The organism is Bradyrhizobium sp. CSS354 (assembly GCF_029051725.1).
Lineage (GTDB): Bacteria > Pseudomonadota > Alphaproteobacteria > Rhizobiales > Xanthobacteraceae > Bradyrhizobium.
Genome location: NZ_JAACFU010000038.1, coordinates 1 through 22,421, shown reverse-complemented (window position 1 = coordinate 22,421; position 22,421 = coordinate 1). Strand labels below are relative to the sequence as shown.

At 59.3% G+C, this 22,421-nt stretch carries 17 protein-coding genes and 4 pseudogenes; 4 read left to right on the top strand and 17 right to left on the bottom strand.

What is annotated here, in order from left to right; all coding sequences use genetic code 11:
- Window positions 1-191: pseudogene (locus tag GWG67_RS37410) on the top strand (IS5/IS1182 family transposase); the annotation flags it as partial.
- 440 nt (window positions 192-631) lie between these two features.
- Here GWG67_RS37410 and GWG67_RS37405 read toward each other — a convergent pair.
- The 8 genes and pseudogenes from GWG67_RS37405 to GWG67_RS37370 all read right to left on the bottom strand — a co-directional run.
- Window positions 632-1,438 carry an ABC transporter permease gene (locus GWG67_RS37405; protein ID WP_275174666.1) on the bottom strand — a complete coding sequence of 269 codons (807 nt, stop codon included), beginning with the start codon at window positions 1,436-1,438 and terminating at the stop codon, window positions 632-634.
- Window positions 1,439-1,443: 5 nt separating this feature from the next.
- On the bottom strand, window positions 1,444-2,694 hold the full coding sequence (locus GWG67_RS37400) for an ABC transporter permease (RefSeq protein WP_275174665.1): 1,251 nt from the start codon (window positions 2,692-2,694) through the stop codon (window positions 1,444-1,446).
- Between the two features lie 84 nt (window positions 2,695-2,778).
- Window positions 2,779-3,837 carry an ABC transporter substrate-binding protein gene (locus GWG67_RS37395; protein ID WP_275174664.1) on the bottom strand — a complete coding sequence of 353 codons (1,059 nt, stop codon included), beginning with the start codon at window positions 3,835-3,837 and terminating at the stop codon, window positions 2,779-2,781.
- A gap of 91 nt (window positions 3,838-3,928) precedes the next feature.
- A complete protein-coding gene (locus GWG67_RS37390) occupies window positions 3,929-5,023 on the bottom strand; it encodes an ABC transporter ATP-binding protein (protein WP_275174663.1) in 1,095 nt (364 codons plus the stop codon).
- Window positions 5,024-5,801: 778 nt separating this feature from the next.
- Window positions 5,802-6,284 (bottom strand): MlrC C-terminal domain-containing protein, encoded by a 483-nt coding sequence (locus GWG67_RS37385; protein WP_275174667.1) that lies wholly within the window; start codon window positions 6,282-6,284, stop codon window positions 5,802-5,804.
- Window positions 6,285-6,371: 87 nt separating this feature from the next.
- Window positions 6,372-7,171, bottom strand: a pseudogene (locus tag GWG67_RS37380) (M81 family metallopeptidase); the annotation flags it as partial.
- A gap of 759 nt (window positions 7,172-7,930) precedes the next feature.
- The gene (locus tag GWG67_RS37375) at window positions 7,931-8,146 is read right to left on the bottom strand and encodes a hypothetical protein (RefSeq protein WP_275174668.1); all 216 of its coding nucleotides are present in this window, start codon (window positions 8,144-8,146) and stop codon (window positions 7,931-7,933) included.
- Window positions 8,079-8,324, bottom strand: a pseudogene (locus GWG67_RS37370) (hypothetical protein); the annotation flags it as partial. The pseudogene GWG67_RS37370 and the gene GWG67_RS37375, both read right to left, overlap by 68 nt.
- A gap of 848 nt (window positions 8,325-9,172) precedes the next feature.
- Between GWG67_RS37370 and GWG67_RS37365 the strand changes: the two are divergent.
- Complete coding sequence (locus GWG67_RS37365; RefSeq protein WP_275174662.1) at window positions 9,173-9,304, top strand: hypothetical protein; 132 nt, start codon at window positions 9,173-9,175, stop codon at window positions 9,302-9,304.
- Between the two features lie 448 nt (window positions 9,305-9,752).
- Here the strand turns inward: GWG67_RS37365 and GWG67_RS37360 are convergent, their stop codons facing one another.
- From GWG67_RS37360 to GWG67_RS37320, 9 genes and pseudogenes are all read right to left on the bottom strand, one after another.
- Window positions 9,753-10,697 carry an electron transfer flavoprotein subunit alpha/FixB family protein gene (locus GWG67_RS37360; RefSeq protein ID WP_275174661.1) on the bottom strand — a complete coding sequence of 315 codons (945 nt, stop codon included), beginning with the start codon at window positions 10,695-10,697 and terminating at the stop codon, window positions 9,753-9,755.
- A complete protein-coding gene (locus GWG67_RS37355) occupies window positions 10,697-11,446 on the bottom strand; it encodes an electron transfer flavoprotein subunit beta/FixA family protein (protein WP_007597346.1) in 750 nt (249 codons plus the stop codon). Before GWG67_RS37355 ends, GWG67_RS37360 begins: the two co-directional genes overlap by 1 nt.
- 717 nt (window positions 11,447-12,163) lie before the next feature.
- Window positions 12,164-12,506: pseudogene (locus GWG67_RS37350) on the bottom strand (transposase); the annotation flags it as partial.
- Window positions 12,507-12,751: 245 nt separating this feature from the next.
- Window positions 12,752-13,555, bottom strand: a complete 804-nt coding sequence (locus tag GWG67_RS37345) for an ABC transporter permease (RefSeq protein ID WP_275174660.1) — start codon at window positions 13,553-13,555, stop codon at window positions 12,752-12,754.
- Window positions 13,555-14,439, bottom strand: a complete 885-nt coding sequence (locus GWG67_RS37340; protein WP_275174659.1) for an ABC transporter permease — start codon at window positions 14,437-14,439, stop codon at window positions 13,555-13,557. The genes GWG67_RS37345 and GWG67_RS37340 overlap by 1 nt, the downstream gene beginning before the upstream one ends.
- Window positions 14,440-14,462: 23 nt before the next feature.
- Entirely contained in the window at window positions 14,463-15,479 is a 1,017-nt protein-coding gene (locus GWG67_RS37335) for an ABC transporter ATP-binding protein (protein WP_275174658.1), read from the bottom strand.
- A 392-nt stretch (window positions 15,480-15,871) separates the two neighbouring features.
- Entirely contained in the window at window positions 15,872-16,981 is a 1,110-nt protein-coding gene (locus GWG67_RS37330) for an ABC transporter substrate-binding protein (protein WP_275174657.1), read from the bottom strand.
- Window positions 16,982-17,094: 113 nt separating this feature from the next.
- Window positions 17,095-17,589: a MarR family transcriptional regulator gene (locus GWG67_RS37325; protein ID WP_275174656.1), complete on the bottom strand. Its 495-nt coding sequence runs from the start codon at window positions 17,587-17,589 to the stop codon at window positions 17,095-17,097.
- Window positions 17,590-17,595: 6 nt separating this feature from the next.
- Window positions 17,596-17,928 (bottom strand): hypothetical protein, encoded by a 333-nt coding sequence (locus GWG67_RS37320; protein ID WP_275174655.1) that lies wholly within the window; start codon window positions 17,926-17,928, stop codon window positions 17,596-17,598.
- 662 nt (window positions 17,929-18,590) lie between these two features.
- Here GWG67_RS37320 and GWG67_RS37315 point away from each other — a divergent pair.
- Entirely contained in the window at window positions 18,591-19,772 is a 1,182-nt protein-coding gene (locus GWG67_RS37315; protein WP_275174654.1) for a Xaa-Pro peptidase family protein, read from the top strand.
- Window positions 19,773-20,361: 589 nt separating this feature from the next.
- Complete coding sequence (gene ggt, locus GWG67_RS37310; RefSeq protein WP_275174653.1) at window positions 20,362-22,038, top strand: gamma-glutamyltransferase; 1,677 nt, start codon at window positions 20,362-20,364, stop codon at window positions 22,036-22,038.
- Window positions 22,039-22,421 lie beyond the last annotated feature (383 nt).

Sequence of the window (22,421 nt, the reverse complement as noted above, 5' to 3'; positions counted from 1 at the left end):
TGAAGGCCGAAGGTCACCTTGGCCGCTGCTATCTCAAAGGCCGCGCCGGCGACGCCGCCAACGTCGTGCTCTCAGCAGTCGGCCACAACTTCCGCCGTATCCTCGCCTGGCTCAGAGAACTCTTGTGCCTCTTCCTGATCCAGCTATCGCATACGCTTGCCTGTCCGCTCCCGCTCAATTCGGCTTCTTAACGGACGACTCATTAGACTAGGCTGCTTGCATGAACATTCGCCTGCGACATACCCGGTGATGCTGAGGAAGCTTACGCTTCCTGGCAGGAGAATATCGTCAACTTCTACTGGAGCTGCGCGTCGATCAGACAGTTTTCGTCATTCAGCGCAGAAGCTCATCCTGCATGCGTTCCGCGCGACGAGCGATTCCCCTGGGATTCGGCAACGAGGCCGGCTTCAATTCCAGAGTCGAATGCATCGAGATGGATGTCTCCGATCGCGTCGTGACGCTAATTTAGGCCACTCCCTGCCAGGCAACCATCAATCTCGTGGCCATTTCTGCTTGGTCCTTTTCCCGAATTGCCGAAAGGCAGATCGATCAGGGGCGGCTGATAGCTTCGGCTGCGGGGACGGCGTTCGGGTCGCCTTCCCGCTTCGTGATATTGATCTGACTTTTGTAATCAGAGGTCGCGAATCCCGCGCAGGCGTTCAGAGCGCCGCCGCAGAAGCTCGACAGTCATCAGCACGGCGATCGAAAACAGGATCAGCACCGTGGCGGCAGCGATGATGGTCGGGCTGATCTCCTCGCGGATACCGGAAAACATGACTCTCGGCAAAGTGCGCTGTTCAGGGCTGGCAACGAAAAGAGCGACCACCACCTCGTCGAAGGAGGTGAGAAAGGCGAAGAGCGCTCCAGAGATCATGCCTGGAAGTATGAGCGGCAGTGTAACTTTGAAGAATGCGGTGACCGGCGGCGCACCGAGCCCTGCGGCTGCGCGGGTCAGAGAATGGTCGAAGCCCGCAAGCGTTGCCGTCACGGTGATGATGACAAAGGGCGTAGCCAGCGTGGTGTGCGCCAGGATCAGCGCGGCAAAGGTGTTGAGCAGCCCGACATCGGCATAGAAAAAATACACGCCCACCGCGGTAATCACAACCGGGACTATGATGGGCGAGATCAGTACACTCATCACCGCCGTGCGCCAGGGGAAGTTCGGTCGGCTAAGGCCGAGGGCAGCTAGCGTGCCTAGAACCGTAGATAGAACGGTGACGGCGACGGCGACAAAGATCGAATTTTGAAGTGCGCCCTGCCACCGGACGGTCAGGAAAAACTCCTCATACCATCGCAGGGACAACCCCGCCATTGGATAGGTGAAGAAGGGTACGGAATTGAATGAGAGCGGGATGACGACGAGGATCGGGGCAATCAGAAACAACAGTACTGCCCCGCAGAGCAGCCGGTGCAGGTAGTACCATGCGGAGGCGGCCATCGTTCTCACCCCATCTTGACACGGTCGACGCCGACCAGATTGCTGAAAGAATAGTAGAGTAGCAACGTCACGGTGAGCAGAATGGTGCCAAGCGCCGAAGCCATGCCCCAGTTAAGTTCCTCATTTGTGTAGTGGGCTACAAATGAGCTAACCATTTGGTCAGCCGGCCCCCCGACGAGCGCCGGGGTTATGTAGTAACCGAGGCACAGAATGAAGGTCATCAGGCATCCGGCGGCGATCCCCGGCAGGGTTAGGGGGAAATAGACCTTCCAAAAGGCGTAGAACGGTCCAGCGCCGAGCGAGCGAGCGGCGCGGACATAGCTCGGCGATATCGTTCGCATAACGCTGTAGATCGGCAGGAGAGTTATGGGCAGCTGGATATGGGTCATCGCCACGACAGTCCCTATCCTATTGTAGATGAGCTCTGCCGGTTGCGAGATGACATGTAGCGCCATCAACGCATCGTTGACGATGCCGTGCTGTTGCAGCAGCACAACCCAGGCCGTGGTCCGTATCAGCACTGATGTCCAGAACGGCAGTACGACCAAGATCATCAGAAGATTGCTGGACTTGCGCGGTAATGTCGCCAAGAGAAAGGCCAGAGGAAAACCGAGCAGCAGGGTTATTGCCGTTACGCCGCTGCTGATGCCAAGCGTACGCAAGAAAACGTCCCGAAAGATCCTGTTCTCCGGGGGTGAGGCGACAATCTGGCTGTCCGGGCCATACTCGAAATCGACAGAACGCAGCAGGTAATAGCCCGTATAGGCGGACGTTCCACGCTTTAGTAGGCTCCAGACGTCGTGCCGGCCCCAAAGCGGACCGATTTTGATCAATGCCTCCCGGTAGGGCCCGGCGGGAAGCAAGCTCACTTTGCGCGCGCTCGATATCACCTCGCTGAGAGATCCGGGCAACTCGTAGTTGATGCGCTTGCCGATAGTCGCCGCCGTTTTCCGGGTCCACGACTCTTTGAGGTCACCCGCCAGCGCGGCATACACGGCCTCGCCCGGCAGGTCCTTGCCATCCCATCCTCTTAGCGCCGTCATTGTCCGCGGCGCCAGAGTCAAAAGTGTATCGTCGTGGATAGCGTTGAAGAGCATCCGGCCAATCGGAAGAACGAAGGCGACCAAAATGAATAGCAACAGCGGAAGGACGAGAAAGAGAGCCTTCATCTTCTGCCGGCGCTCGATCCGTTTGAGCTTGAGACGCAGAGGTATGCCTTCGAAGGTACTTCCAATTTGGATGGCCGTCGTCGACATTGACTATTCCTTGAGGTTGGCCGCGCTGATGCCGCGAGGAGAGGGGAAGCGCTCCCCGCGGCAGCTTTATTCTCCGCTACGGCTTTACTTCGCGAGCCAAGCGTTAAACCGCTGGCGCAGTTCATCGCCCTTCTCGCTCCAAAAACTCAAGTCACTCGGCAGAGTACTACCCGAATGATCATTAGGAATGCTGGGACGGACGGCCGGATCGATCAGTGCGAGGGCATCGCTGTTGCCCGGTCCCTGGCTAGTGGAGCTAGCTAGGTCGGCTTGCGTCTGCGACGAACCCGCTAAAGCGACAAATTTGTAGGCGCTGTCCAATCGGGGCGTGCCCTTGGGGATCACCCAAGCGTTCCCGTTCGTTACCGCGCCGTCCCAGACCAATTCGAAATGCTTACCGGAGTTCTTGACCGCATCATAGATTCGGGTATTCCAAGCATCGGTCATGACCACCTGGCCGTCGGCGAGAAGCTGTATCGGCTGGGCGCCGGACGTCCACCAGACGATGTCTTTTTTGATTGTGTCGAGCTTTTTGAAAGCGCGATCGATTCCCTCTGGCGTGTTGAGCACCTTGTAGACGTCCCTGATCGGCACGCCGTCTGCGATAAGTGCCCATTCGACTGAAACCTGGGGAGTCTTGGGTAGTCCTCTCTTGCCGGGGAATTTCTTCAGATCGAAAAAATCGGCGATCGTCTTCGGGCCGTTCGGAAGCTTGTCTCTGTCATAGGTAACGACGGAGGCGGCGATGCCGGCCGGCACCCCACAGTCGCTGTATTCGGCTCCCTCGAACTTGGCCCGGTCGAGGCCGAGCTTCTTCCAGTCGATGGTCTCAATCAGACCCTCCGCGCACATCTGCCGGGTACCCGAGTCGCCAGCGTAAACCACATCCCAGCTGACGGTTTTGGTCTCGACCATGGCGCGGATCTTACCGAGAGTGTAGTCGTACTCGGCTTCAGTGATCTTGATCCCACTCGCCTTTGAGAATGGGTCGAACATAAGCTTGCGCAGGACCTGCTGGAAGGACCCACCTCCAGCCGTGACCGTGAGCAGGTCGTCGGCAAGGGCGGGCGTCGTTGCTACGAACATGCCCGCTGTCAGGCCGATGACGGCCAGGCTGTTCGCGATCGTCAGTGGCGTTCTCATCGTCTACTCTCTCCCCTCTATACCACCCCCTGGATGAGGGCAGCGCTGCCGAAGTCCCAGCCGAGCCCCGCTTTAGGGCCTTGGTCGCCCCTCATGGCGCATCGAGCGCCCGGCAATCCTCAGTCTTCCAGCCGATTGTGATCACCGCGCCGGGCTCGACTTGCACCGTGCCTTCCGAATTCGGCAGCTTGACCACAAAATCGTCGTGGCCGCAGACCGAAACCCGGGTGCGCACGTGGTCACCGAGGTAGATCACTTCCGCAACCTGTGCGCTGAAGACATTGGGCAGCGAGCCTGGCGCCGGGTTCAACTTCACCCGCTCCGGCCGCAACGACAGCACGGTCGGCCGGCCAACCGCGCCGACATTGACGGCCAGCGCCTGCACGTTGCCGGCGCCCGGAATCTCCACCAGGCAGGTCGCGCCATTCATCGCCACGACCTTGCCACGCAGCCGATTGTTCTCGCCGATGAACTGGGCGACAAAAGCGTTCTGCGGCCGCTCGTAGAGTTCGGCGGGCGCAGCGAGTTGCTGGATGACCCCATCGTTGAACACCGCGATGCGGTCCGACATCGTCAACGCCTCGCCCTGATCATGCGTGACATAGACCACGGTGACGTCGAGATCCTCGTGGATATGCTTGATCTCGAGTTGCATGTGCTCGCGCAATTGCTTGTCCAGCGCGCCGAGCGGCTCGTCCATCAGCACGAGCTTGGGATCGAAGACGAGCGCGCGGGCCAGCGCGACGCGCTGCTGCTGGCCGCCGGAAAGCTGGCCAGGCCGCCGCCCGCCATAGGCACCGAGACGAACCATGTCGAGCGCCCGCTTGATCTTCGCCTCTCTGTCCTGCTTCCCAACCTTGCGAACGTTCAGGGGGAAGGCGAGGTTCTCCTCGACCGTCATATGCGGAAACAGCGCGTAGTTTTGGAACACCATGCCGATGTCGCGCTTGTGGGGCGGCATGTTGCCGATCGAGCGGCCCGCCAGCAGGATCGAGCCCTGGGTCGGCGCCTCGAAGCCGGCGAGCATCATGAGGGTGGTCGTCTTGCCAGACCCGGAAGGCCCCAACATCGTCAGAAACTCACCCCGAGCGATCTCCAGGTTGAGATCCTTAACGACCAGCGTTTCGCCGTCATACGTCTTCTGAACGCCAGAAAACTCCACAAAGGCATTGTTCGTGCCCGGCATCGACGCTCTTCCCTCCCCCGCGCGCCTGGCGCTCGCCATTCCGCGGCAACCGGTCGAAAACCGGGCCACGATCTTTTTCCTGACGCGTGCGCGGCCAGGATCGCAGGGACGCACCTGCATACGGCGCCTGCGGTTGGCTCAACGTGCTCACAGCTTTTGACTTTGTAGTCTTGTGGCCAGCAGAGGCTTCTCTTTCAGAAACATGTATCCGCTGATAGCGATGATTTTCATCGAAGTATGCATGCCGCCCATCGAAATTGTGCGTTGGACCGCACCAACCTGAAGCTTTGAGGCGTCAGAATTTTAAAGACGTGATCTGGACCGGCACAAGAGTCGCGACGCATGCCCGACTGTCCATCAGCAGCGCTCGAACGCGCCAGCGCTCGAGCAAACGTCCGCCTGGCTTGCGTTGAGCTTCCTTCAGTTGGTGCCACCGGCCTGCCATCGTAATAGAATATCAATTCTGCGGAATGCAATAAGCTCCGGCGTCAACAAGCCGATGTTCGGCGCTCTCGGACCGAGAAGCTTGAAGTAACCAAGAGCAAGCGCCTACTGGTGGTTGATCGTCACGATCTCCAACTCAGTTCAACGCCGATCCCGCAAAACAAGCAGCCCATTGAATACGCTCGCCAAGAACGATATTGCCGCCGGAAAGAGACGTACTCCGTAAACGTCTCCAACAGCCCTATCTAACGAATGAGGCTAGGGGCCGTCTCTTCGTCAAGTGGCCAAATCGGGCGCTTGATCCGCTTGTACGGAATCTTGCCATAGTCGAGGGTCAAGGGGCCATCGCTGTCGAATAGATCACCTTCTTGGCTATCGGTCCGAAAGTGAAATGGTTAGTTGACTTGAGGACCACGATCTTCTTAGTGAGCGGGTTAATTCCGACATTAATGAAGAGTTCGGGTCCCAACGCCTGCGTTCGCTTGGCGAGGAGCACAATCTCGACGCCGCCCACGCGTACCGCGGCGCAGTCGCCGACCCCCGACCTGCCCCAGGGTCCGCTCTGCCAGTTGTCGCGCTTGAGGCCGACCACTGTCACTCTGGCGTCGATCGGCGCGCCCGACGCGGGACCAATTTTGCCGCCAATGCGCAGTGGGAGTTCGGCTCCTTCTCCTGCATCGAAGCAAAGGCGCACCGCGATCGGATCCCAAATTGGCCTTATCGCGACGTTCTCGACTCGGCGCTCGATGAGGCGCCGTGCAATGGTCGTATTGTCCGATGGCGCGCCGCCGCCAGCATTATCGGCAGGATCGGCCATGATGATGGGTGCACCGTCGGAATTGATAGCGGCATCGATGCCGTCGTCGACAGAATAATACTGGGGCGCGGTCTTGCCTCGCATAGAGACGAACTCTTCACCAAGCTTGGTTGCGATTGCATCACCCCTCGGCCTATCATTGTCCGTGATCACGAGTATGCGACTTCCCATCTCCGGCACGTCGGCAGCAGAAGAGCCATGGCAGATCGAAATCGAGAGCACGCCCGCCGTACCCTCCATTCTTTTGATACGGTCAACGAAGCCTCGCATCAGCGGCAAGGTCGTGGGGTATACTCCTAGCTGCCGACGTAGAGGGACATGACGGGTTTCACTTTTCCGCGCAACGTGTTGAGCACGATATCGAGGACATCCTTGGCGCGTTCCATCGTGTCCGTGTGAGGAAATTCCTTGTAAAGAACGATCACGTCGGCGAGCTTCACGCGCTTGAGCGTCAGATGGCAATGCGGATCGAGTTCGACGCCAATGACGCATTTCGGGCCTACAAGGGCACGCACGCGCTCCAGGATGTCACCTTCGACGTCTTCATAGCCATCCGCGACCATGGCACCGTGTAGGCCCAAAAGCACGCCATCTAACGGCAGCGCCTGCTTGAGCTGACCCAGTATTTCATCGCGCATAAACTCGTAGTCACTCCGCCTCGTGGTGCCAGCGGGCTCCGCGCCAAAGCAGCTTCCTTCGATCAAAGTGAAGCCTTCGGCAGCCGCCATGCGGCGCGCTACAAGGAGCGGCTCCGAGGCGAAGACCGCTCTGTCTTCAGGATGCTCGCCGGGTCGTACAAAGACGCATTCCTTGAAGGAGTTGAGGCTCGTTGGCAACGGCGAGAATGTGTTGGTTTCTGTGGCAAGCGCGGCAGCGAATAAGCGCATCGACCCAGCTCTTCCATTTGATGGCGAAAGATCTCTCGTGCGAACATTGCACGTAATCCAAGGTCGAAGTTGCCTGATTGGCGCTCTCCTAAAGCCGAAATTCTTGGTCTGAAATCAATCAGCGAGGTGTTCACACCTTTCGTCGGGTCCTCGATTGCGTTGGCGTGTCGCAACTCGATCCTACCGGAGAACTGCCGGTGACCACCGCAAAGCCGCCCGCCCGCTACGGCGCCATTTGGAAGCGCGCGTCCGGGCGGCTTTGCTCTACCGAGCTACACCACCACCGGGAGACACGCCCCGACCTCGAAGCGGCATTCGCATCGGTGACGACTGCGAGCAGCCCAGCGTTCTTACCGAGCGACTAAGATCAGCGCCCGCTACTGTGCACCTGTTTCACGGCTGAGCGGCCCTCAGCGCGAGGTCGCGGCTTTTGTGAGCCATTTCAGAGCATTGTGCCTGAGCGGTGTAGCTGAATGCTGAGCAATTTGGTCGAGCGCGGATCAAGTAGTGACGACGAAAAGGGAAGCATTACCCTTGGAGAAGCAAGCCTGGGGACACTCTTCGCCGCGCAAAGCGGCTGCCGCTGGTCCGAATTGGAACGATTCTCGCCAGGTGGCTTCTTTGGCTATACCAGATCCTCGAACAGCTAGAGGCCACTCGGCTTCGAAAACGGAAATGTTTAGGCTTCGCTAGCTTGCGGTGTCGAGATGCAGAGTTAGTCTGCTTTAACCCTCTCAAAGAAACCGCCGAGCTCGCTCTTCAGCCGAGAGCTTTCGCGGGATAGCAGTTCGGTAGACCGCCGTACAGCATCGAAGCCCCTCCGGGTTCCTTCGCACGATCGGTGACTTCACCGGCCCTCGCCAGCACCAGACCGGTCCCGGCCACAGCTTCCTGCAAATTGAAGGCGATAATGTCCTGCGGAATGCCGCTGCGCCTCGACGAAGACGGCCCCCCGATACAGACGACGAAGCGCATTGTTCAGCGGCCTGCGACCGCCACAAGTTCAGCCGGCATGCTGCTATCGAGATCTGGTCTTCTAAACCGGGCCGTCGGCTGAAACCAGTGAGCCTTGTTTGAGACAATTCCTTCAACGACCAGGGGCGGCCCAGGGCAGGAAGTCGGCAAGGCGCGTGTGAGCGATCAAGCGGGCCAGAGTGCTGAGAGCCTCGGCTCGTGCTTCGGCGTCGAGCTGTTGGCTCCGCTGCGCCGGAGGGGGAGGTTCGAGAAACGCCAGGGTTCGTTGCGCAGGAGCGGGAGGTTCGTGAACGACAGGGTCCGTTGCATCAAAACTCGCCTCATCGGCCGCTGGCTTTGGCTGAGGAATCAGGCAACGGCCCCAGGAGAGCGCCGACAATCGCCCGCGCATGAAGCAAATCGGTCAATGGAGCGAGGCAGCGCTCACCAGGGCCGGATCCAGATGTGGAAGGTTCGTCAACAGTTTGTGTTGCTTTCCAATCGGTCGAGCCCGCGGGAACGAGCGAGCGGCTGCCATCTGGAAGCACTACCAGCAGCAGCAGCAGAATGCCGCGACGCTTGACGGTGCCCATAAGTTGCAATGAGCGGCCCTCAAACGGATGCCGCTCACGCTGGATTGTCACCGAATTCGGAAGATTGCGGAGATGGGTAGTATGTGACGCTTTCCTTCGACAATATCCGAGCGAACAAGCAACGCCACAAGGCGGATCGATTAGTCTACCTTTGAGCGACCTCTACCTTCATTACGTTCTCGACCTCTGGTTCGATCGCGTGGTGAAGGGCCCGCTGCGGGACAACGCCCGACCTGCGCTATATCGACGACTTTGTGATCTGCTTCCAATATTCGATCGACGCAATCCGCGTACAGGAGGCCTTGCGTCTTCGGTTGGGGAAGTTCTGCCTCACTCTAGAGCCGACCAAGACCAAGTTGGTCGAGTTTGGTCGGTTCGCACAAAGACACGCGGGAAACGCGGCAGAAACCGCCCGGAAACAATCTACTTTCTGGGTCAAACGCTCAAGTTTGGGATGCGCACCGAGAAATCTCGGCAAAAGCGCAGGCTTATGTCCCTGCAGGAGCTGATGCGGCGAATACGGCATTACAAGATCAATGACCAGGCCGATGAAATCAACGTCGTCCTGCGCGGCCGCTATGGCTAAGTCTCCGGAGCCTCGTAAAAGTTTATCGGGCCGTGGAGCGTTACTGGCGCGGAATGCTGCGCAGCCGCAGCTGGGCAGGCCGACGCCTCTCTTCGGATGCCTTCGAAGAACGGACACCGTTGCTGAAGCCCAAGCTGTGCCTCCCTGACCGGGAGCTGCAGGCGCTTACAGTGCTGTGAACCAACCAAACTGTCGAAGAGCGTCGGTCCGGGAAATCCGCACGCCACGTTCTGTGGGAACCGGGGGCGGGCGACCGCCTCCGTTGACCCGGTGGATGAAGAGACCGATCTCGGGCACGGCGCTTCATCCCTACTCTACAAAGAATGCTGGCGAGGTCACGATGAGAGGAACCAAGCCGAGCCATCGCGAGGCAGTACTGCCAAAGAAAACGCCTCAAAAAGCAACACCGGCCGGAGTTTTATAGCTCCGGCCGGTGTTTTAGCGCGTTTTACTTGCCGAGCTTGCCGAGTTCGGCGGTCAGCTCCGGAACCGCCTGGTAGAGGTCGGCGACCAGGCCGTAATCGGCAACCTGGAAGATCGGCGCGTCCTCGTCCTTGTTGATCGCGACGATCACCTTGGAGTCCTTCATGCCGGCCAGATGCTGGATCGCGCCGGAAATGCCGACCGCGACATAGAGCTCGGGGGCCACGACCTTGCCGGTCTGGCCGATCTGCCAGTCGTTCGGGGCATAGCCCGCATCCACCGCCGCACGCGAAGCGCCGACGCCGGCGCCGAGCTTGTCGGCGAGCGGCTCGATGTACTTTGCGAAGTTCTCGCGGCTCTGCATGGCGCGGCCACCAGAGACGATGATCTTGGCCGAGGTCAGTTCGGGACGATCGCTCTTCGCGACTTCCTCGCCGACAAAGGACGACAGGCCCGGATCGGCCGCCGCCGCGACGCTCTCGACCGACGCGCTGCCGCCTTCACCCGCTGCGGCGAAGGTGGAGGTGCGCACCGTGATGACCTTCTTGGCGTCCTTCGACTTCACCGTCTGGATGGCGTTGCCGGCGTAGATCGGACGCTCATAGGTGTCGGGGGCGACCACCTTGGTGATCTCCGAGACCTGCATGACGTCGAGCAGGGCCGCGACGCGCGGCATCACGTTTTTGAAGCGCGAGGTCGCGGGCGCGACGATGGCGTCGTAGCCGGGAGCCAGCGAGACGATCAGCGCGGCCAGCGGCTCGGCCAGATCGTGCGCGTAAAGCGCGCCGTCGGCGAGCAGCACCTTCTTCACACCGGCAAGCTTTGCGGCCGCGTCCGCCGCGGCCTTCGCATTCTCGCCGGCCACCAGAACCTCGACATCCGCGCCGAGCGCGGCCGCTGCGGTCAGGGCCTTGTTGGTCGCATCCTTGAGCGACGCATTGTCGTGTTCGGCAATCAGAAGCGTCGTCATCAGAGCACCCCGGCTTCGTTCTTGAGTTTCGACACCAGCTCGGCGACGTCCTTGACCTTGACGCCCGCCTTGCGGCCCGCCGGCTCGGTCGTGTTGAGAACCTCTAGGCGCGCGGTGAGATCGACGCCGTAATCGGCGGCGGTCTTGTCCGCTATCGGCTTCTTTTTGGCCTTCATGATGTTGGGCAGCGAGGCGTAGCGCGGCTCGTTGAGACGGAGATCGGTGGTCACGATCGCCGGTCCCTTCAGCTTCACGGTCTGCAAGCCGCCGTCGACTTCGCGGGTGACCTTGAAGTCGCTTCCTTCAACCTCGAGCTTCGAGGCGAAGGTCGCCTGCGACCAGCCGAGCAGCGCGGCCAGCATCTGGCCGGTCTGATTGCTGTCGTCGTCAATCGCCTGCTTGCCGAGAATGATCAGGCCCGGCTGCTCTTCGTCCGCAATCTTCTTCAGGATCTTGGCGACGGCGAGCGGCTCGACCGCGCCCTCGGCCTTCACCAGGATGCCGCGATCGGCGCCCATGGCGAGACCGGTGCGGATCGTTTCCGACGCCTGCGCCGGTCCGATGGAGACCACCACGACTTCGGTCGCCTTGCCGGCTTCCTTCAGGCGCAGCGCTTCTTCGACCGCAATTTCGTCGAACGGGTTCATCGACATTTTGACGTTGGCGAGTTCAACACCCGATCCATCGCTCTTGACGCGGACCTTGACGTTGTAATCGACCACCCGCTTTACCGGCACCAAGACCTTCATCGATCCTCGTTCCTTGAATTTGCGGCGGATTATCACAAACTGATTGAGCCAATTCGTATTGATCGCGACCAAAAATGCAGATCTTGTGCACGAAAAATCATTAGCACGCAGCAAAACGCCAGCGCCCGTCTAACACTCCCCGCGGTGGCAATGCGGAGGTGCGCGCCCGGGTTTGGGCAGCTTGCTTGGCTGCCGTGTTCACACGTTCGAGGTTCGGCGGCAAGGCAACCCGGCTCTGTGTCCGGACCCTGGCCTTCTCGCGCGGGCCCCTCGGCTGGCCCCTTCCCTCCATGCGTCTCGTTTTCCTTCGACGACTTCACAGGTGCTATGGACCAGTCCGACTCCCGACCTCAGCTCGGACCGCGGCTCTGGCACTGCCTTGCCGCTGCCCCCCGTTGGAGACCAATCCAACGGACCCGGTCGGGCCTCTCATGTTCTGATGATTACCTGGCATACGTGATCCGGTCATCGACCCCGACGGAGCGGCATCGTCTCGCATAAGGACGGTGCTCATGCTGCCTTCGTGTTTAGGGAACACACTCGGCCTCCGCGAACATCCACCTTTCGAGGCTCATTCCCGCACCCCGCATGGCTCCTGTCTACACTTCGAACCCCGCGTTGCCGCGACGCCCGCAAGACTCGGTTCCGACCTGCCTGCTTCGGCTTTGGCCGGATGGGACTTGCACCCACAAGCATTCATCAGCTTGGCATGACGTACCGCTTGCGCCAGTGGCTCAGGTCCGAGCGCTCGTGCGGAACGCGTGTTGGAAGAACTCCTCGCTGGTGAAGTACTGCAAATATGGGTCGTGGATCCAGCGCTCGCACACCCCTCGTCGGACAGGCCGGAAATGTGCTTGAGCAGCAACAGCCCGATCACGAAATGGATCGCGATGCCCGGCCGACCGTTCTCGCTATAGAGCAGCGCGATTTCGCCGTCGATCCAGTCCCAGTCGACCTTGCTGGCGAGCTGAACCAGCTCGTGCTTCATAGTGATGATCTGGTCGAGCCTTGCCCGGAACAGATCGCGCGATCCCGTCGTCCTGTGCTTCTTCGGTCGCATCGCCACCTCCGATATGACCACGGAATTATGACTGCCGATGCGACGGAACCCTGAAAATGAAATCGCAAGGTTCCGACGCCCGCAGCATCACAACCTTGCAATCGCAAAACAGTCCACAAACACAAATGCGATTCTAGTCGCTTAGCCGCTCTTCACGGACGACATCAGCGTCAAATCAGCCGTTCGAAGTCACTGTATCAATCCAGTGTAGTTACGGATCGCACGAGCAGAGACCATCTTTTCGACTATGCATCGCCTTTTTCGTTCTTCAGTTGCTCGGTGCGCCTGCGGATCAAGTGCGCGATGGCGAGCAGCAACGCTGTCAGAATTATCGTGAGCGTCGATACGGCCGCGATCGTGGGATTGAGCTGGAAGCGCAGATCATCCCACATGCGCCGCGGCAGCGTGACAGCGCCAGAACCAGACAAGAACAGCGCTATGATCACCTCATCGAAGGAGGTGATGAACGCGAACAGCGCGCCGACGAGGACGCCCGGCCGAATCAGGGGCAAAGTTACTTGCCACAAGGTCGCACCAGGTGTCGCGCCTAGGCTCAAAGCCGCATGCTCAAGCTTGGGATCAATTGCAGCGAGGCTGGCGCTGACGCTAGTTACGACAAACGGCACGGCCAAGCACGTATGCGCCAGCACGATGCCCATCGACGAGCCGACCAGCCCGTAGCGGGAGAAAGCGTAGTATACACCGATCGCGATGACTATTCCCGGCACAACCAGCGGCGAAAGAACGAGTGCGGTTGTGAATATGCGTATAGGTCTTGGCAGGCGAACGATGCCGATCGCAGCAAGCGTTCCGAGCGTGGTCGAAAGCGCCACGACAGCTGCCGCCACCCAGAGGCTAAGCCAAGTTGCGTCAAGCCAATCAGAATCCCCGAAATACGCCTTATACCACCTGAAGCCAAAAGCCGGTGGCGGGAAGGTGAGATACGCCGCCGAGGAGAAGGAGAGCACGAACACCACAACAATCGGAAGAGCAAGGAAGAGCAGGATGAGCGCAACGATCAACGACGGCACGAAGCGGACAGCACTCATCACTTGCTTGTCCTAAAGGTGTTGCCAACGCCAGGCAGGAGTTGCGCAATGGCGACTAGGCCGAGCGCGACCGCCAGCAACAATGTGGAAAGAGTGGCGGCGTAACCCCAGTGGAGTTGATCGACTTCCTGAGCAATCAGCATCGAGAGCGTAATATCACGAGAGCCGCCCACCATGGCCGGGGTAATGTAGAACCCGAGCGCCAGCACGAAGACCAGCAGCATTCCGGCCGCAACACCTGGCATCGACAAGGGAAACGTCACTTGCCGGAAGGTGCCCCAGGGTGTGGCGCCGAGACCAGAGGAAGCCAGCGCCAGCGAGGGATCAATCTGCCGCAGCGCATTGGCAATCGGCAGGATCATATAGGGTAACAAAATGTGAACCATTGCGATCTCCGTCGCAAGCGTCGTGTTGAGCAGCCGGAGCGGCTGTTCGATTATACCGAGCGCCATCAGCGCCTCGTTGATCATGCCGTGACGGCCGAGCAACACCATCCAGGCGTAGGTCCGTACCAGCACCGAGGTCCAAAATGGCAGCAGGACCACAATCAGGATCAAGGGCGCGGTTGATCGGGCGCGAGAGAGAGCAAGCGCCACCGGATACGCCAACATCAGGGTGGCGAGCGTCACGATGAAGGACGTGCTGAGCGTGATCCAGAGAACCTTGAGGAAAACGACGTCACTTGGCAACGCTGCATAGTGGTCCAGCGACCATTTCGGATCGTTAAGACTGCGCAGCAGCATGGACACGACCGGAATGGCGTAGAACACGGCCATGTAGAGGAGGAGCGGCGCGGCGAGCAGCAGCGGAGTGAGCCATGGTATGTCGCGCCTCCACCTGCTCCACTCCCGTCGGCCACCTAAGATGCGCATGGATGGCGTCATGCTCGAGTCAGACATTGGACACCCTATACGATGATCGTGTCCGCGACCGACCAAGCGATCTCCACGCGATCACCAACGTCGCGGCGGCGGACCGTGGCACTGGAAACTTCCTTGAGCACCATGGCGGCCCCGTTCTCAGTCTTCAGCAGGTACCGGCAACGCTCACCGGCAAACACCGACTCGGTCACCGTAACAGCGATGCGGTTGATCGCATCGGACTCGGCAAGCTGTTCGGCGAAGCGCAGCCGCTCCGGACGGGTTGCCAACGTAATCTCCGCGCCGATTGCCAGACGCTGTGAGGTCGCGGCTCGCAGCAGCACGCCCCCGCACTCCGCAACGACCATGTCATTTTCCAGACCGCGCACAACCGCAGGAAGAAAATTGGACTCACCGATGAAGCTAGCCACGAATCGATTGCAGGGCCGGTCATAGAGATCCTCCGGCCGTCCGACCTGCGCGACCTTCCCGTCGTTCATCACGACGATGCGGTCCGACATGGTGAGCGCCTCTTCTTGATCGTGAGTCACATAGATGAATGTGATGCCGAGTTCTGCGTGCAGCCGGCGCATCTCAAGCTGAAGATTCTCTCGCAATTGCTTGTCGAGCGCCCCCAGTGGTTCGTCCATCAACAATAGACGCGGCTTGAAGACCAGAGCACGCGCCACTGCCACGCGTTGCTGCTGCCCTCCGGAAAGCTGGCGCGGATAGCGCCCGCCATAGCCGGGCAGATGCATGAGTTCAAGCGCCTCCGCCACCAGGCGTGCCCGCTCTACTTTCGGAACACGACGCTGCTTCAGGGGAAAGGCGATGTTCTCGGCCACGGTCAGGTGTGGAAACAGGGCGTAGTTTTGAAACACCATGCCGATGTTGCGTCGATAAGGCGGGGTATCGACGACCGATACACCGTCAATGGCAATATCGCCCTTGCTGGGAGCCTGGAAGCCCGCGATCATCATGAGCGTCGTCGTCTTGCCTGAACCGCTGGGCCCCAACAACGTGAGGAATTCGCCGGATTGAATATCAAGCGATACTCCGGCCACAGCTGCGACTCCACCGTAACTCCTCTCCAAGTCACTGAGCGACACCGAAGCCCCGCGAAGACAACCATCGCCCATAGGCAGAGCCGAACGGCCCGACGCTTCCTTCATAAAATCCCTCTCGGGTAGCCTTAGAGCACTAGTTGATGACGACAACGAACCTCTCCAAGGGCTACTCGTTAAATCTCAGGGCCACGACGGCTTTTCGATCCAGGCACATTCGGCGATATCGCTACCCGTCCCGGCGCGACGCCCACTTGGGAAGCGAGAGGGACTCGTGACTGCAGATGCGGGTGTGGCCGTTGGCACCGACGCTTGGCTGGCAACGAGCTCTTCGCTCCAAGCAGCAGTTCGACTTGAGCTGCCGCTCACGGGCGGGAGCGGGAAAGAAGGCATTAAGCTAATAGCCATTTGTTGAACTTGGCGACAGCCATATCTTGATTGGCAATCCACCAATCGTAGTCGTACTGGATCAGTTGTTTCTTGATCTCAGGCGCGCTTGGCAGCAAAGCCATTCGCTCTGGCGGGATGTACTTAAAGGAGCCTTCATTGACGGGCCCATATGGTATGGAGAGTGCAAAACGTGCCTGCGGAATTGCCATAGTCGAATAGGCCACGAACTTCATGGCATTGGCCTTGTTCTTGGCTCCCTTAGGAACCCCCCAACCGTCACGCCGGGCCACGCCCTGATTCCAGCAGATCGTCGCCGGCACCCCTTGCTCCTGCAACGCCGCCATCCGGCCGTTCCAGACCGTGGTCATGACGACCTCGCGATCGGTCAACATCTGCGGCGGCTGAGCGCCGGTGGTCCACCACTTCGTCACGCTCTTTCTGATCTTTTCGTAGCTCGCCAGCGCCTTGTCGACGTCGAGCGGATAGAGCTTGTCGGCGGGTACGCCGGCCGCCATTAGGGCGAACTCCAACTCCGGATGCTCAGAGCCGATGCCGTATAAGGCGCGGCTGCCGGGAAATTTGCCGACGTCCCAGAAATCGGCCCAGCTTGCAGGCGCCGCGCCGTTGAATGCATCGGTGCGGTAGGCCATCACGCTGGCCCAGACCAACATTTCCAGCCCATACTCGGACCGGTATTCTTTGCCCACACCATCGTCGATGAGGGAGTAGTCTATTCTCTCAAAGTAATCGCCTGACTTCATCAGGTTCATGATGGAGCCGTTGCTGAGCTGTACGATGTCCCATTCGACGTTGCCGGTTTCAACCATGGCCTTGACTTTGGCCTGGTCGGCGCCAGGAAGGGCGCGCACCTTTATTCCGGTCAGCTTCTCGAACGGCTCGAAATAAGCTTTCTGCTCGGCCTGCTGTAATGCGCCGCCCCAAGTGGCGATGCGCACTTCGCCCGAACCCTTGAGGATGTCGGGGACGGCGGTCTGCTCCGGCCAAGCCGGTTGTGCGCCCGCCCAGCGGCTGACGAAAGGTGCCGCGAGCCCGGCGGTGATCAAGCCGACAGCGCGGCGGCGATTAATGGTCGTGATCGAACGTTCACCCATATACGGGCCCTCCCTTTCTTTCAGTGCAGCGTCCCTGGAATTGCTTGGAAACGTCGACATTCACGAATGACCGCAGGATTGCGCTCAAGCGATGCAAGCAGTGTCAGTCGCGATTAGGACGCTTCTCCGCGTGAGGCAGAACCAGATAATTCTTGGATCGTAGAAGCCCCCAACGCATAAAAACCGTGAAAATAGACCACAAAAGCAGAAAATCCTACGAATTGAGATGCTTTCTTGCGTTTTCGACGCCGAGTAGCCGCGCCGTAGACCATTCCCGGCGCTCCTCTGGCCTTAGGCCACTTTTTGTTGCCGGAGAAGAGTTCCGCCGCCGTCTCGGTCAGGAGAGGCGGCGCATGTTGGTTACTCCAAAGACAAACTTGTCGATGGCGTCTCGCTGCGCGGAAAGCCTCGCGCGTTGCCTCGTCGCATTGCGCGAGCAACATTTGAACCACCCGAGCGTCGATCTTCGAACGCTTCCGGCGTATCAAGCCCTTTTTCTCCAGGAGCTTTGACCGGTTCGTGATATACGAACCGTCGACGCTCAACCGGTTCGACGCCACATTGACCGGATTGCTATCGTCTCTGTCCAGCTCCCCCAGCGCGATCAAGATCGTCTATTGCGGCCCGCTCACGCCGAGGCTCTTGGCGGTGTGCCGACGAAACTCGCATAGAGGCATGCTAATCGAGCCGATATCCCAACCAAACTGGTGGAAGACGCCTCCATTCTCGCCAGAGCTATTAGCCTTGGGCAGGCTCTGCGCAACGGGCGAATTCAAGTTCTTCGCGGGCGCCACAATCTCACTTTCGGCTGCGCGCTGGCCCTCGGCGCGAACCTCACCCGACGCAATATGGCCCGTTCGGTGGATCGCCAGCAACAACGCGCTTGACCCAGGCTGTTCAATCGGATCAGCCGCATGACGGGCCCACGCCTGCATCGAAGAATTCATTCCGGACCAGCTCGACCGGCAGCTGCTGAGCCGAGGAGTTCGCGGAGACCAACTTAGTAAACTGAGCAACGCGCCCGATGTTCGCGACACGCCGGCGGACTACAAAGGCACTGGCGCGTTGGTTCCGAAGGCGGGCGCAAATGACACCGGCTTCCTTCAAACGCGAAGACCTTCTTGCGCATTTCGACTCGCCGGCCTCCTGACTGGCTTTTGCGTGCAGCGAACAAAGCAAGGCGTTGCGCCCCCTTTTCCGCTGTACGACCCGCTATCGATTCCGCAATTATGGTCGGGCAGCAAAAGCTGGTGTCAATGACACTCTGGACAAAATAACTCTCTACCCTTCGGGATGCGCATCAAGTTTAACAAGCGCGACATATTGCTTCATAGCCTCTCTCCCATTCGTGAACTTCGTGATCGTGCCATCGAATGACACGCAGAGGCCTCAGAGCGCAGAAACCCAACGATGAAAGTCGCATTAATGCAGCAATTTATTACGCATTCCTCGTAGCATGGTTTCCAGACCTTCGATGAATTGGCGACGGTCGATAGTGGGGAGTAGCCGCTAGCGAGGCCACTGATATGATATCAGGTTAGACATCGCGCCCGCGAATTCCACTAGTGCAACCGACTGCCGGGTCTCTCATTGAAAAGAGTAACCAACCATGGCTACAGATTCGAGTCTTTTGTCCGTCGACGCAGTTGATCAACTACCGTTCACAGCTAAAGAATTTGATGCTCGCCTTTCGAGCTGCCGGAAAGCAATGAGCGAGCGTGGTCTTGACTACCTCGTGCTCAGTTCACCGGAGAATATCTATTACCTCTCCGGCCTCGTCACACGTGGTTACTACGTCTTTCAGGCGCTCGTGGTAATGCATACCGGCGAACCAATCGTGGTAATACGCCGATTTGAGCGAACAAATGTCGAGCGACTGTCCTATTATCAGAACATAGCGATCTGGCGTGACACTGATGTGCCCGCAGATGTGCTTGCTAAGACGCTTTCGGAGGTTGGCGCCTCGGGGAAAACTGTCGGTATCGACGGCAACTCATACTTCTTCACGGTAAGTGCTTACGAAACGCTCCGTGCCGCCCTGCCTAACTCACGCTTCGTGAACGCATCTGCGGTATTGGAGAAATGTCGTCGAATTAAATCTCCCCAAGAGATCGCCTACATACGACGTGCAGCCGTCGCGACGAAGGCCGGGTTCGACGCCGCGCGTGAGATCACACATTCGGGTCGCACGGAGAATGAGGTTGCTGCCGCCTTTCATCAGGCCGTGATTGCGGCCGGCAGTGAGTATATGGCAGGTCATCCCTACGTTGCTTCGGGCCCACGTACCGCGCTGCCGCATGCAAGCTGGTCCGGCCGCCGAATCGAGAAGGGCGATCTCGTGTACATTGAGGGAGCCGGCAACACGAAACGCTACAGCGCCGCTTTGATGCGGACTTGGTCAATGGGCAAACCGAACGATGATGTCCGGCGCGCCGCCGACACTTCGATCGCGGCGCTCGATGCCGCAATCGCGGCGATGAAGCCCGGCGCAACGAGTGGCGAGGTGGATGCGGCTTGCCGTAGTACGGTGGCGCGGGCGGGTCTCGCAGACGCGTTCCTCCACCGAACCGCGTATTCAGTCGGAGTGGGCATCTGCCCTGGCTGGGGAGAGGGATGGGTAATGGATATCAAGGAGGCGGATCCGCGTGTCCTCGAATCTGGCATGGTGTTCCATATAGTGCCGGTGCTCTTCCCAGAGCCTCACGTTAGCGTCGGTTTCAGCGCGACCGTGCTCGTGAACAAAGTTGGTGCGGAAATTCTCACGGATTATTCACGCGAGATGGAATGCTGAGGCCATGATAGACCGCGTGCTGGTCAACTACGAACCCTGCAATGTCACGTTACGACAACGGCAATCCGATGGGAGACTCGTATGCTTCTGATTGGCCTTGCTCAGCGTCAAAGCGGAGAATCGAAAGCATGAGAAACGGTCGAGATCTTTGTGAGTTGCTTCTGGAAAATTATCCCGACTTGGGGCTTGCGAAAGACATGTCGCGCGGCCGGATGGCATTGCGAGCGTAGAGATTGTGCGCAGTCGCCGGCATGCCCGGCAGCGTTGGACGGCCCGCACAAGCTCGGGGGCAGAACCGCCTATCCACCAAGATTCCAGGTGTGTGTGGGGGGAGAGCCTCGCGTTTATGCGCGAAAAACGCTCAGCGATGGTCCTTATGGGATGTTGGTAACAAATCACCATATCCCATCAGCTACGAGGGCGGAAATGCTGCAACTCTTAGGAGAGCGAGCAAAGGTATGGAGAGGGTTCATTTAAACGATCTAGAATGTCGAAATAGTGCGCTCCACGATTCTACTTTGATTACGCGCCTCACCGAGTGCGCCGGACGCGATCGGCCAGAAAGAGACGACGAAAGGGAATAGCTCAAATGTTCTCCCCAACTTGGCGCAAGCGGGCCGGGACACTATTCGACTGCGAGAAACGGTCAGCTGACTCTGCACGCGGCATGGTGGTCACGAACCACCCGCTGGGTTCGGCCGCAGCTCTCGAAATGTTGGCGGCGGGCGGCAACGCCGTCGATGGGGCGGTCGCGGCGCAGTTTGCACTCACCGTCGTCGAGCCGATGATGGTGGGTCTGATCGGAGGTACAACATGCAATATCCGATTGGCCGACGGCGGCGAGTGCATCATTGACGGCATGAGTTCAGTCCCGCTGGCTGGCCATCCGACAATGTTCAAGCCGATCCCTGGCACCCTGGAGTTCGTGGTCGAGCGGCGGGAGAATCAGCTAGGCCCCAAAGCGGTGGCAACCCCTGGTTCCTTACTGGCCTGGACGCATGCGCTGCGAGTCTACGGAACGATGTCGCTCGCCGACGTTATGCAGCCTGCAATCCGGCATGCCACGCGCGGGTTCATCGTTACACCCTATCTCTCTGAATGCATTGGGGGGGCAGCGGCCGACCTGTTGCTGGACCCCTTGGCCGGCGCCCGGTTGGTGCCCAACGGCACGCCCCTCAAGCCCGGAGAGCGGTTGATACAGGCCGACTACGGTGAAGCACTCACTCTGATCGCCAAGCAGGGCGAGAGCGCGCTACATGGCGGCTCCCTCGGGGATCAACTGGTGGAGTGCATGGAGCACAGCGGCGGATTCCTCTCGCGGAAGGATCTCACAAGCTATCGAGTAGTCGAGCGTCAACCAATCCGTGCCAGCTATCGTGGTTGGGAGGTTGTGGGCCCTCCCCCGCCCGCTGCCTCCGGCGTGCACATTGCGCAGATGCTGAACATTCTCGAGGGTTTTGACCTCGCGAAGCTGGGTTTTGGGACTGTTGAAGCGCTACATCTGCTGGCTGAGGTGATGAAGATTGCCTTCGCCGATCGAGGCGAGGCAAGCGGCGACCCCGATTTCGTCCAAGTTCCGGTCGAGCGCATCGTGTCCAAGGCTTATGCCGAGCAACGGCGCAAAGACATCGACATGAAGCAAGCCAAGCATTGGACGGGTACGCTCCTAAAGGAAGGAGCGGACACTACGCATCTTACTGTCGCCGACAGCAAGGGCAACATCGTCACGACCACGCAGACCATCAACAGCACGTTTGGCGCACGCTTCATCGTGCCGGGCTTGGGCATGTTTCCCAACGACTACATGTCTAATTTCGATCCGCGGCCCGGCAGCGCGCTTTCGATTCAACCAGGAAAGCGGGTCACTACTTCGATGTCGCCGGTGATGGCGCTGAAGGATGGCAGGGTGCGTTATGCGCTCGGTTTGCCCGGGGGGAGCAAGATCTTTCCATCGGCTCTACAGGCGCTGATCAATCTAATCGACCATCGAATGAGCCTGCAGGAAGCTTTCGAAGCACCGCGCATCTGGACGAATGGCGACGCACTTGAGCTCGAGCCCGGCATTCCCGAGCATGTGCGGCAGGGTTTGGCATCGCGCGGTCACAGGTTGGCATTGATGACGGCTGTCGCGGGTGGTACCAACGGCATTGCATTCAATGATGATGGCAGCATGACAGGTGCTGCCTGCTGGCGTGCTGATGGCACGCCGGCAGGACTCTCTGGCGGACTAGCGCGGGCAGGTGTGCGTTTCCTGCTATCGCTGTAAATCTTAGCTCCCGATAGCGCCCTTGGCGTACAGCCAGCGAATCAGCCAAGAGTATGCGCGGGCAGCAGCGTTCGGTGAGGCATGATGTAATGTACCCCCAAGTCGACCTGATTCAGCCATTCCAATTGCGGTAAGGGCCCTGAGCAGAGGGACGACCACCTCGATGACGAGCACTTTTGTCCGAGCGTTTATCGCTTTACTTTTCGTGCTGAATTATGGGCGTGGAGTTCTCGTAGTTGTGCGGCGCAGGATGGAATGCGGATTCCGGGGATTGCGGCCAGGGATTCCGATTGAACGCGACCATGCATTCCGATCGAAGGCGGCCACCTGTTCCGACGAAGGCGGCCGGAGTGTCGTTGCCGGCATGAGGAGTTGGGTCAGGT

Excerpts from the sequence above, each read along its gene's own strand:
- GWG67_RS37405 (WP_275174666.1), bottom strand. The coding sequence starts at position 1,438 with ATGGCCGCCTCCGCATGGTACTACCTGCACCGGCTGCTCTGCGGGGCA.
- GWG67_RS37400 (WP_275174665.1), bottom strand. The coding sequence starts at position 2,694 with ATGTCGACGACGGCCATCCAAATTGGAAGTACCTTCGAAGGCATACCT.
- GWG67_RS37395 (WP_275174664.1), bottom strand. The coding sequence starts at position 3,837 with ATGAGAACGCCACTGACGATCGCGAACAGCCTGGCCGTCATCGGCCTG.
- GWG67_RS37390 (WP_275174663.1), bottom strand. The coding sequence starts at position 5,023 with ATGCCGGGCACGAACAATGCCTTTGTGGAGTTTTCTGGCGTTCAGAAG.
- GWG67_RS37385 (WP_275174667.1), bottom strand. The coding sequence starts at position 6,284 with ATGGCCGATCCTGCCGATAATGCTGGCGGCGGCGCGCCATCGGACAAT.
- GWG67_RS37375 (WP_275174668.1), bottom strand. The coding sequence starts at position 8,146 with ATGCGCTTCGTCGTCTGTATCGGGGGGCCGTCTTCGTCGAGGCGCAGC.
- GWG67_RS37365 (WP_275174662.1), top strand. The coding sequence starts at position 9,173 with ATGCGCACCGAGAAATCTCGGCAAAAGCGCAGGCTTATGTCCCTGCAG.
- GWG67_RS37360 (WP_275174661.1), bottom strand. The coding sequence starts at position 10,697 with ATGACGACGCTTCTGATTGCCGAACACGACAATGCGTCGCTCAAGGAT.
- GWG67_RS37355 (WP_007597346.1), bottom strand. The coding sequence starts at position 11,446 with ATGAAGGTCTTGGTGCCGGTAAAGCGGGTGGTCGATTACAACGTCAAG.
- GWG67_RS37345 (WP_275174660.1), bottom strand. The coding sequence starts at position 13,555 with ATGAGTGCTGTCCGCTTCGTGCCGTCGTTGATCGTTGCGCTCATCCTG.
- GWG67_RS37340 (WP_275174659.1), bottom strand. The coding sequence starts at position 14,439 with ATGACGCCATCCATGCGCATCTTAGGTGGCCGACGGGAGTGGAGCAGG.
- GWG67_RS37330 (WP_275174657.1), bottom strand. The coding sequence starts at position 16,981 with ATGGGTGAACGTTCGATCACGACCATTAATCGCCGCCGCGCTGTCGGC.
- GWG67_RS37320 (WP_275174655.1), bottom strand. The coding sequence starts at position 17,928 with ATGAATTCTTCGATGCAGGCGTGGGCCCGTCATGCGGCTGATCCGATT.
- GWG67_RS37315 (WP_275174654.1), top strand. The coding sequence starts at position 18,591 with ATGGCTACAGATTCGAGTCTTTTGTCCGTCGACGCAGTTGATCAACTA.
- ggt (WP_275174653.1), top strand. The coding sequence starts at position 20,362 with ATGTTCTCCCCAACTTGGCGCAAGCGGGCCGGGACACTATTCGACTGC.